The organism is Protofrankia sp. Cas3 (assembly GCF_963555955.1).
Lineage (GTDB): Bacteria > Actinomycetota > Actinomycetes > Frankiales > Frankiaceae > Protofrankia.
Map to the genome: position 1 here is coordinate 34346 of NZ_CAUVXP010000032.1, position 9646 is coordinate 43991.

At 66.7% G+C, this 9646-nt stretch carries 3 protein-coding genes and 2 pseudogenes; all 5 read right to left on the reverse strand.

Going from position 1 to position 9646, the window contains the following annotated elements:
- A pseudogene (locus U9983_RS08785) lies at positions 1 to 2328 on the reverse strand (hypothetical protein); the annotation flags it as partial.
- Positions 2328 to 3560 (reverse strand): hypothetical protein, encoded by a 1233-nt coding sequence (locus U9983_RS08790; RefSeq protein WP_322753539.1) that lies wholly within the window; start codon positions 3558 to 3560, stop codon positions 2328 to 2330. The gene U9983_RS08790 and the pseudogene U9983_RS08785, both read right to left, overlap by 1 nt.
- Positions 3557 to 4723, reverse strand: coding sequence for a protein kinase domain-containing protein (locus U9983_RS08795; RefSeq protein WP_322753540.1), 1167 nt, complete (start codon positions 4721 to 4723; stop codon positions 3557 to 3559). Before U9983_RS08795 ends, U9983_RS08790 begins: the two co-directional genes overlap by 4 nt.
- The gene (locus U9983_RS08800; protein ID WP_322753541.1) at positions 4720 to 7512 is read right to left on the reverse strand and encodes a hypothetical protein; all 2793 of its coding nucleotides are present in this window, start codon (positions 7510 to 7512) and stop codon (positions 4720 to 4722) included. Before U9983_RS08800 ends, U9983_RS08795 begins: the two co-directional genes overlap by 4 nt.
- Positions 7509 to 9646: pseudogene (locus U9983_RS08805) on the reverse strand (hypothetical protein); the annotation flags it as partial. The gene U9983_RS08800 and the pseudogene U9983_RS08805, both read right to left, overlap by 4 nt.

Consider the following 9646-nt stretch of genomic DNA (forward strand, 5'->3'; position numbering starts at 1 on the left):
CCAGGTCGAATCCCAGTTAAGCTGGAATCGTGTTTCATCGTCATCGGCTTGCGGGGCCGGTCCGAGAGGAATCAAGTCAGCACCCTTGGGCCGGGAAACGGTCGGCCGCGTGGCGATCGGGCTTCGTTCAGGAGCTTGCGGATGGGGTGGATTTACGGCGGGCGGCTGTTCCGTTGGGTAGACCGTAACCGCGGCGCGATCGCGTTCGAACGCCTGGTGCGCTTTTCTGCGCAGTTCCCCGAGCTTCCGTGGAATCTCCGGATCAACCGGCTCGGTAGCCAGGCTGCGAATCCCCGCGATCAGGCGGTCGATGACAACCTGGTCATCCAGACCCACGACCGTGACATTAGAAATTACCCTTTGAACAATTTCCCGACCGTATTGGACCCGCCTGCCACACTCGGTTCGAAGCGCATCCTCAAACGCATGATTTTCAGACACATGACGCTGCCGATTGACAGAATTTCTGCCACGATGCTGCCTGATCTTGGCAAGAAGGTCCTCGAGCGCCCGGTCGTCATCCGCGACATCGGAGGGTAGCTGGAATGGACTGTCGCGGACACGGCGAAGACATATCCAACGCATGGTGGCGACGTGCGAATCGGTCAGTCCGCCACCGATCATGATCAGTTTGACAAGAAAGCCGATTATATCGGAAGGCGACGGGTCCGCCGAACTAATCCGTTCCAATGCCTCCCCGATGCTCCCCAGAAGCTGGCTCTCGCACAGCTCGCGCACTTCCCCGGCCGCAGCGTCTTTCAACTCCTCTTGCTGCTGCGTCAGATAGCCCCGAAGGTCTTGTACCGCCGCGGTCAGCTCGGCTGCCTCCGCGGGAGGCCTCACATAGCTTGAATCAACCGTAGCCGCTGCGGCATTCACCGCTCCGAGCAGTTCGCTGATGACGTCGGATCGTCCCTTGAATATCGTGACGAACGTCCGCTCGACGACCCCCAGTACACGTTTCGACAGTTGTGCATCGACGCCCTCGGGACGGTGAAAAGAGCCGAATTTTGAGGGAACGAAATCCCGATCCGGGGCGAACCTGAACTGGCTGACAGCGCGCAGGCCGTGTACATGTGTGTTCGTTAACCAGGCCATATCACGAATCATGTCGACAAGAATGTTGACGACCGCGATCCCGGTATCCGCCTCTTCCTGTACCCATTGGATCCCCGTTCCATACACGGCGATCACATGCTCCCTGATGGACGGGGGATGCGGGGTCTGCCCCGGGCCTGCGGGTATTCCGGCCGGGGACGGGACCGGAGGTGGGGTTGATACCGCGCCAGCCGGCATTTCGGTCGGGGCCGGCCGCAGTACGGGGAGCGTGGCGGGACGCGGGACGGAAGGCCCTTCGGGTGAGCCGAGCCATTGCCGCAGTTCGGAATTTTCGATCAGTCTCTCGCACCACCCGAGAGGATCATTCGGGTCAAACGGTTCCCGCGCCATCTCGTCGAACATATGGCGATCAGCTCGACGAGAACCCCTCACAAAAAGCCGGGCTGCGTCGGTGTACACCGGATGCGGATGCGGATGCCGGTCGTCGAGGATAGTCAGACCCCCACCCTGCCAGGTGAACTTCTGAGTCGCGAATACCACCCGTGGCGCGGTAGCGGCGGGTATGTTGTCTTTCTGTGAAGCCGAAAAGGAAAAACGCCTGACGAGGGCGCCGCAGCGATCGTTGTCCAGTGCCGCCAGCACATTCTGCAGCAGCTGGACCGCCTTACCCGGCCCGACTCCCGGTACAAGTAGGTGATGGGCACGTTGAGCACTGTCAGACTTTTCCAGGAAATCGACGACGATCCGCTCCAGAAGGCTTTCGTAGTCGTCGTCGCCAGCCGCCGGAACAACATAGGGGGTTTTCAGCGGCACCCGCTGCTGGGCACCTGCGGTCACGTACCAATGCTGATTAGGCTTGGTCGCCGGGTCGAAAGGCGTGCCCGCGGCCCAGCTCCAGTCGGCCAGCGCCAAGGCTACAGCGGCCGTGAGCTCGTCCGGCGAACCGATCAGCAGGAAACTGACGGTACCCTTTCGTGCCACGCTACTGCCGGCGGTACGGTAACAAAGTATTGCCCGGTCTCTGCCGTTCAGATCCTGAGCGATCAAATAGCAGACGCTCGGCCCCCACCTGATGTCGGTACCCCTCGGTTCCCACCAGTGGCGGTAGGATTTGTGCCACCACTCGCGTTCGGGCGGTGGCAGGTTGGATTCCGCCGGAGTAAAACCGGAAAGACCGCCACCACGCCTCGGCGGGTCGTACCGGTAGACCAGATAGTCGACAGCAATGGAGTCTGGCATGTCCGGATCGGATACATTCGATCCGGACATCACCGGGCTCCGCCCTGTCCCGGCCGCTCAAAATCGCCACCGACGGCACGGGCCTCGTCACCCAGCATCCCACTCATGGCCAGGATCGCCGCCAGCGGATCGAGCACCCGCTTGGGTCGGACTCCCCGGGAGTATCTCTTGACGCCGACAGCGGGTGCGTTCACGTCCCCATTCCGGGGCGACAGCGGCTCGACGGCCTCCGAACCGGTCGCTGAGACGAAATGCAGTGTCGCCCTGGAGAATACCGAATAAGGTCGCAGCCACGCCTGTGCGTGGTTCTGGTGGAGGAAGGCGAAGGCGTCGGCGCTCTCCTCCCAGATCGTGGCCAGGTCGGGCTGCCGGGCCGACCGGTATGAGCTCAGGCCGTCCCTGCGCAGCCAGGACGAGACCGGCTGTTCGAACCGCCAGCGATCACATTTGGTGATTGCGATGGCGACCGGCTTTTCCCGCGCGCCCTCCTGGTCACGGAAGCGATGCAGAACAGTGGCGAACGCCCGGTCGCGCCGCAGCGGCCGGTTCCCTTCGGTTGAGCCGTCGGCCGGATCCTTGATCGCGACATACGGATCGACTACAAAAATCAGCGCATCCATTGCCAGGATGAACTGCGTGTAGGGGCTTTTCTCCGCAAGAATCTCCCCCGAGATGTCGAAGAACGTCACCGCACGGGTCACGCCCAGGTCGGGGTTGGAGAGCAGAAACGCGTCCTTGAACTCGGCGCCACTCGCCGACTCGCCGATCCCGTCGCTCTGAATCGCCTCCCCATCGTTGAACAACGGGTCGACGAACTCGCTGAGATAGTTCTCGTGGACGCCCGCGTCCACCGGGTCCACCCCCAGACCCAGCGCCTCCAGCCGGCCGTACTCGATCTCACCGACCATCGAGGCGAGCAGGTGGGACTTGCCGCTCTCCGCAAAACCGACAAAGCCGATGACCAGCGGGCGGCCGTACTTCGCGTAGGCCGCCGGGAGATAATGATCGATCTTGGAACCGTCGTTGGCTGTGAGCTCACCGTCATTATCCGGGCAGCGTTTCCACGCGTCGAGCTCGCGATCCCGGCGCTTGATGGCCGACGTGGTCGCCGGGATCTCCAGTGGACGGTACCGCTCCGCGGCCACCGGGGTGTCGACCCGCTCATACAGCTGGCGCACGTCATCCCAGACGAACTCATTCAGGCAGATCGGGCAGCGAACCGTACGTCTGGGGGAGCGGAACCCGCCGTCATCGGTGGTCATGAGTGGTCACCAGAATAAGGGTCGAAGGTCTGGGCGGTCCGGCTCTTACTCCTGGACAGTTCGGCGAACCGCCGGCGTCCTTCCAGAAAACGGGGATCGGCCGTGACCGGTTCAGGGTAGGCGTCGACGGGCACGAAGTCCCGCTCAGCGCGGAGATCCCGCATGAACAGCTCGATCAGCGGTCGGCCCGCAGGGGTGGGTTCGAAGATGCCCTGCAGGGTCCGGTCCAGGCCGCCACCGACGGCACGTAGATCAGGCGGTCCGGTCATCCCGGACGGGAGCGGTCCTCCGACCACCTGGACGATCACCAATCCGGCACTCCAGAGGTCCGCGGCCGGATCCGCGGGGACGCCGCCGTGGCGCGCCTCGGGCGCGGCCCAGCGAGGTGACGGAGCGGCGCCGGCCGGCTCACCGGTCAGCCGGGCGTGCTGGAAGTCAGTGATCTGCACCCGCGGGTCGTTCCAGCGGACCGTCCCCGGAGTGAGGTTGCGGTGCACGACCTTGACGGCCTCCAGAATGCTCAGTGCCCGGAACAGACTGACCTGAAAGCCTTCGTACTTCGTCGCCGACATCTTCCTGCTGAACCGGCCGGCGGGCGCGCCGCGCTCGTCGAGCAGGATGAACGGCTCCTCGGCGTCCGCGTCATAGCCGACCAGCCTCGACAGCTCCGGCGGGTAACGGGTCTCGCCGATCGTTCGCAGCAGATGCAGGCCGATCTGAATCTCGTTGTCGATGAGATCGCAGTTGTCCGCGGTCACCTGATCGCTCGGCAGCACCTTCTGGACGAAGTCCTGATTGGAGTCCGGGTTGGTCACCCTGCGCCGGCGGTACGGCGCGGATCGGGAAGGCGGGCGGGCGGCTCCCGGCCGGTCCTGGCCTGCATCCTCCCATTCCCCGACCCGGATTCGAAGCTGTTCGCGCTCACCGTAGGTCGTGATGTAGCTGAGTTCAGTCAGCGCGTCGGCGCGGCCCTGCGGCGACTCCTTGTACGGGCCACCGGTGGCGCCGGACCCACCCGGTGACGAACCGTTGGTGCCGCGGCCGTCAGCACCAGCCGACTCGGCCCTGCCGGGCCGGCGTCCACCGGTTGAGGCATCCGGGCCGGGCGATGCCTCCGGTGGGCCGTCCGAAGCCTCCGGTGCCCTCCAATCGGGATGCGTCACAGCCGACCCTCCACTGGCGTCTCGACCACACCGGAGCGCAACCGGACCAGGCGCAGCACGCCGGCGACCTGGCCACCGGCTGTCCAGACCAGATCGGCACCGGGATGTGGAATCCCAGGACCACCAACCGGCCCCGGGCGGGTGAGGCCACGGGCGAACAGCGCCTTGGCCGCCCGCGGCGCGAAACGGATCAGATCCGCGCGGTCCGGAGAGACGTCGAGATAGCTCAGCTCCTCCGGCCCGCACAGTTGCTGGATGCCCGCGTCCAGCTTGGTGGCCCGCAGCACCTCGGCGACCCGGTGCGATTCGGTCCACACCGCATCGACGAGCACCGCGCGCCGCTCGCCCGAGCGGGCGAACGGCGGAGCCTCATGCACACCCCGGCGGGCCAGATGTTCGGCGTAGACCTCCAGTAACTGCCCGGACTCGGCGGACACGTAGTTCACCAACGCGTCCGGCGCGCCCCGTTCAAGATCCTTCCAACAGCGCCGGAGCACGGTCTGGATCAGATCGACCAGATCCTCCTGGACGACTCTGGCGATCTCACCTCGCTGGTCACGCAGCAGGGTGGCGACCTCAACGTCGATGCCGGGCACCCCTCCCGGCTGGTCCCCGATGGGATGGTCGCGCAGTAGCATGGCGTGATCGGTCAGCTTTGTCTGCATGTCGAGCAGCGCGCCGGTCAGTGCGTTGGTGATGTCGTGCGCCTCGCGCCGGCTGTCGGCGAGCACCCATTCGTACAGCGCCACCCGGCAGACCAACCTGCGGAGCTCCTCAACCACCACAGCGGCAGTGCCGAGCTGTGGCTGCCACCGTTTCACCGCGGACACCCATGCCCACAGCGGCCACAACAGCAGCCCGAGCAACCCGAATGCCGCAAGCCCCGTCTGGACCGACGCAGGCAGGTTCAACGTGGCGGACCACTGCAGATACCAACCCCCACCGGCCGCGGCCAGGGCGACCAGCACCAGGGCGACGAGGTCCAGTGCACCGGCTTCGTCGGGGCTGACCTGGCGGGCGTTCATCAGCAGCCAGGCGCCCAGCACGGCCACGACAACGATCGTCAACGCCGGAACGACGCTGACGACGGCTCCGGCGACGCCGTCGAGCGGCGACCACAGCGCCGCCAGGAAGCAGAACAGGGCCACCGCAAGGAGCACCCGCGGTGCGGCCAGGCTCAACCGCAGCGGGCCCGGGTTGTCAAGGTTGTCGAGAACGCTGTCCGGACAAATCTGGTTCAGCTCGTCGATGTGTTCCCGGCTTCCCCGCGGGTACAGCCGGTGTGCGATCCCGGACAGCCACTGGGACGCCTCAACGATCGAATGACCCGTCTCCAGAGCGTTGTCGGTGAGAACCCGCAGGCTGTTGACCACGGCTCCGGGCACAATGTCGGTGGATCCCCGGGTCACCACGCCCAGTTCATCCAGCCGGTTACGCCGCGTCTGGTCGAGCCCACGGCTGCCGTCAATTTCGAAGAACTCGATCCGAAGGTTATCCCGCAATTCAGCGAGCCGGTCCGCCGCCTGTCGCATCGCGGACCAGACAACCATCCCCGGTTGGTGACCGCTGAACAGCACCCGCCAGCCACGCATGCCCTTCACCGCGGCGTCAGCATCCGCGATCCGGCCGGCGCACTCCCGCAACAACGAACTAATCAGGCCGTCGGGCCGCAGCACGGCGTCTGCGCGCCGGTCGACCATCCCGAGCAGCAACGGCAACGGTCCGGTGAGGAGCGCCGGGGGTGGCGCACTCTCCTCGCCGGGCTCCGGGTGCGGGGCGAGCAGCCGGTCGAGCGCCCGTAACTGGGCGTCGGAGAGCACGCCGTCCTCAACCCGGCCGACCACCGCACGCAGACCGGGCGCGGCGGTCGCATCCGCCATGGAACCGACCCTTTCGGCGACCGCGTCGAACACCTCGTGCTGGCACAGTGCGTCCCGCAACGCTGCGAACGCCGGCGCGTCGTCGGCATCATCCATAAGTGCGGGCAGGGACTGCGGCTGAGTCTGGCCCATTCCCCAGCCAACCCCCCGGGCGTCGCTCACCCACAGCGTGGCCACCGGAGCTCGGAGGACGAAGGGCTTGACCAGCGCAAGCCGGGCCGGATCGGAGCGCGAACCGGCCCGCGGTCCAGAACCGCCGACCTGGGAAGCACCGACAGGCGCAGTGGCAGCAGCAGCGCTCCCCCGCCCCGGACGGCTCCCATAGCGGCCCCGGTCCGCGCCGGTGGGGGCGGAGGCCGTGTGGGCCGTGGGTGCCTTGCCGCTCGAACCATCCGACCATGCCCGGCCGGCGGCCGGCTCGCCCCGGCCCGGACGGGCTGCCTGGCGCTCGTACCGCCCAGCGTTCGCAGCGGTGTCGCGACGGCCGGAGTTGGCCCCGCCACCGCCGAACCCACGACCGCCGAACTCGTCGTCGAAGTCGCCGTAGCCGGGATCGGGATCGGGATCATCGCCATGGTCGGCATAGCCACGACCGTCCTGGGAGACATGATCACCGCCGTCTACCGAGTCGCCGCGCTCGGCGTTGGGCGGGCCGACGACCAGGCAGACGACCTGATTCACCGATCGGGCGGTGATGATCCGTTCAAGACCTGGGGCATGTTCGACGAGCAGGCGGGAATCGTCGATCAGCAGCACCCGTCCGGGATCGCTCTCCGCCACGCCCAGATCCCGCACGAATGCCCGCTGAATGTCGGAGAACCGCTCGACCGTCATGATCTCCGCATAACGGGTACGGAGATCAATTTCGACGACCGTCGGCGCGGCTCTACTCAGGGTCGACTCGGTCACGACCAGCTCTCATCGTCCGCTGGGTAATCGTCAATCGGATAGTTGTCAGCCTGATAATCGTCTGTCCGATAACCATCCGACCGGTGGTCGACGACGCGATGGTCACCGACCCCGCGGTCCTCCCCTGGGCTTCCGGCTCCACCACGTGCGGACGCGTCGCCGACATCCTTGTGGAGATCGATCGCCTGCCGGCCGTCATGGTTGTTGTCGGGCTGATAATCGTTCCGGCTCCGGCCATTCCCGGATTCCCGGTCGGGTGCCGGGTCAGGATGACCACGCCCGCGGCGGCCACCGGCGCCCGCGCCGGCGCCATCGGGAGGGGTGTCCCAGCCCCCCTTCACCTGATCGGCGTCGTCCTGCCAGCGCTGGTCGTCCCGAGAATCCTCCGCCGGGCCGGGCACAGTGCGGCCGTACTCCGGCCGGTCGTACTCTGCGCGGCCGTACACCGGCCGGCCAGAACCGGTGCGGCCGGGCATCGGGCTGGCGCCGCGCGGCCGGCGCACGACCAGCTCACACAACTCAGCAAGGTTGGTTCGGGCCCGCAGCGAAACGTTCTCGAACTGCATTTCCATGGCCGCGTCGAAGGTCCTCGTCCAGAAATCGTAGAGCTGACCCGCCCAGACCCGACTGCCCGATGGCAGGGTTCGGCGCATGTCGTCGAGCAGAGCGGCCTGCTCCCCGGCGAAAGTGATCATCCGCAGGAACAGTTCGCTCGGCTCCTTCGTCCGACCGGACAGGCCCTCGGGCAGGGTCCGCATCAGCTGCTCGCAGAAGTCACGCCTGATCTGCTCATCGTCCGCGAGAGTCCAGTCCTCGTACGCGCGCAGCAGGCTTCCCCACGACGACGCCGGCTCGAACGGCGCCAGCGACAGGGTCATCGACACCATGTGCTCGTCGTCGGCGGCGAGCTGAACGCGCACCTGCGCCGGCGAGTCGCGCTCACCACCCCGGGTACGGACGTTGCCGTTCCACATCGCGCACAGCAGATGATGCAGGATGCGGACCCGGTGCTCCTCGGTGGTGGCCAGCCAGCCGTAGTCGTAACCGACCCGCTGGCGCCATTTCAGGAAATCGTGCGGCTGCTCGTCGACCAGGGCGTCGGACCAGTGGTGCAGGATCTCCCGCAGCTCGGGGACCTCGGTGATGCTCATGGACGTCCGGAACAGCACCACCGCGATCGACTCGGCGTGGATCGGCCGGAACTCGACCACCATGTCGGGTTCCCGGGGAAGACGGATCTGTTCCCGCAGGAACCGTTCGATCGTCGGGTCGGCGCCGCCCGCCGGGTAGGAGATGAGCACTTTGAGCGCGCCCGATCCCTGCGGGGTGAAGTTCGCCGGCACCAGACCGTGAACCTTCGCCTGGAACTGGCGAACCTCATCGCTGACAGCGATCAAAGCCTCACGCCGCGCCGCACCGGCGAGCAGGCTCGCCATCGTCGGCAGCAGCGCATCCGCACCGGCGTCGCTCTCCTGCGTGAACAGCCGCTTGACCTCCTGCTTGAGACGCTCCCGGACGATCGCCACCGCCGCGGTCGGGCTGCGGTCGATCGCCGCGGCCCAGGCCGGACGCCAGCCCTCGGCACCGAGCAGTGCCGTGACCACGTCCGCCTCGGTCGCGGTGTTGCGGCCGTGGTCACGGCGGACGAACCGCTCGAGCACCGTCCGGTAGAAGGTCTCCATGTCGACCGGGGGCAGCAGATAGGTCACCCCGACCCGGTTGCGGTACAGCTCGGCACTTCGCTTGGCGAACATCCCGGGCTCGTTATGCGCATGATCGTCGAATGCGGCGGTGACCGCGCCGAACTGCTGGCGGACCCGTTCGAACGCGCGACCCCAGCGGGTCGCCTGACCGGCCCACGCCGCGCTCCACGCCGACTGTGCCCGCCAGGTGAACCAGGCGTCCTGGGCCGCCAGCGTCGCCTGCACATAGGGGTCGCCCCAGCGCACTTTGCTCAGGCCCAGCCGGCGGTCGTGGATGTCGGCCGGCTGCGGCGGGTTGAAGGAGATACCGGATGGGGCGAACGGTTCCCGCCGGTAGTCATCCAGCCTTCGGGCCACCCCGCCCCGCTGCTCGTCGTAGTCAAGCCGGTTGTCGCCGAGCAGGACCCGGCGGGTCCGGAACAGGTCGAACC

What these genes read in the sequence shown, in the direction of transcription:
- U9983_RS08790 (WP_322753539.1), bottom strand. Translation starts at nt 3,560, where the DNA reads ATGACCACCGATGACGGCGGGTTCCGCTCCCCCAGACGTACGGTTCGC.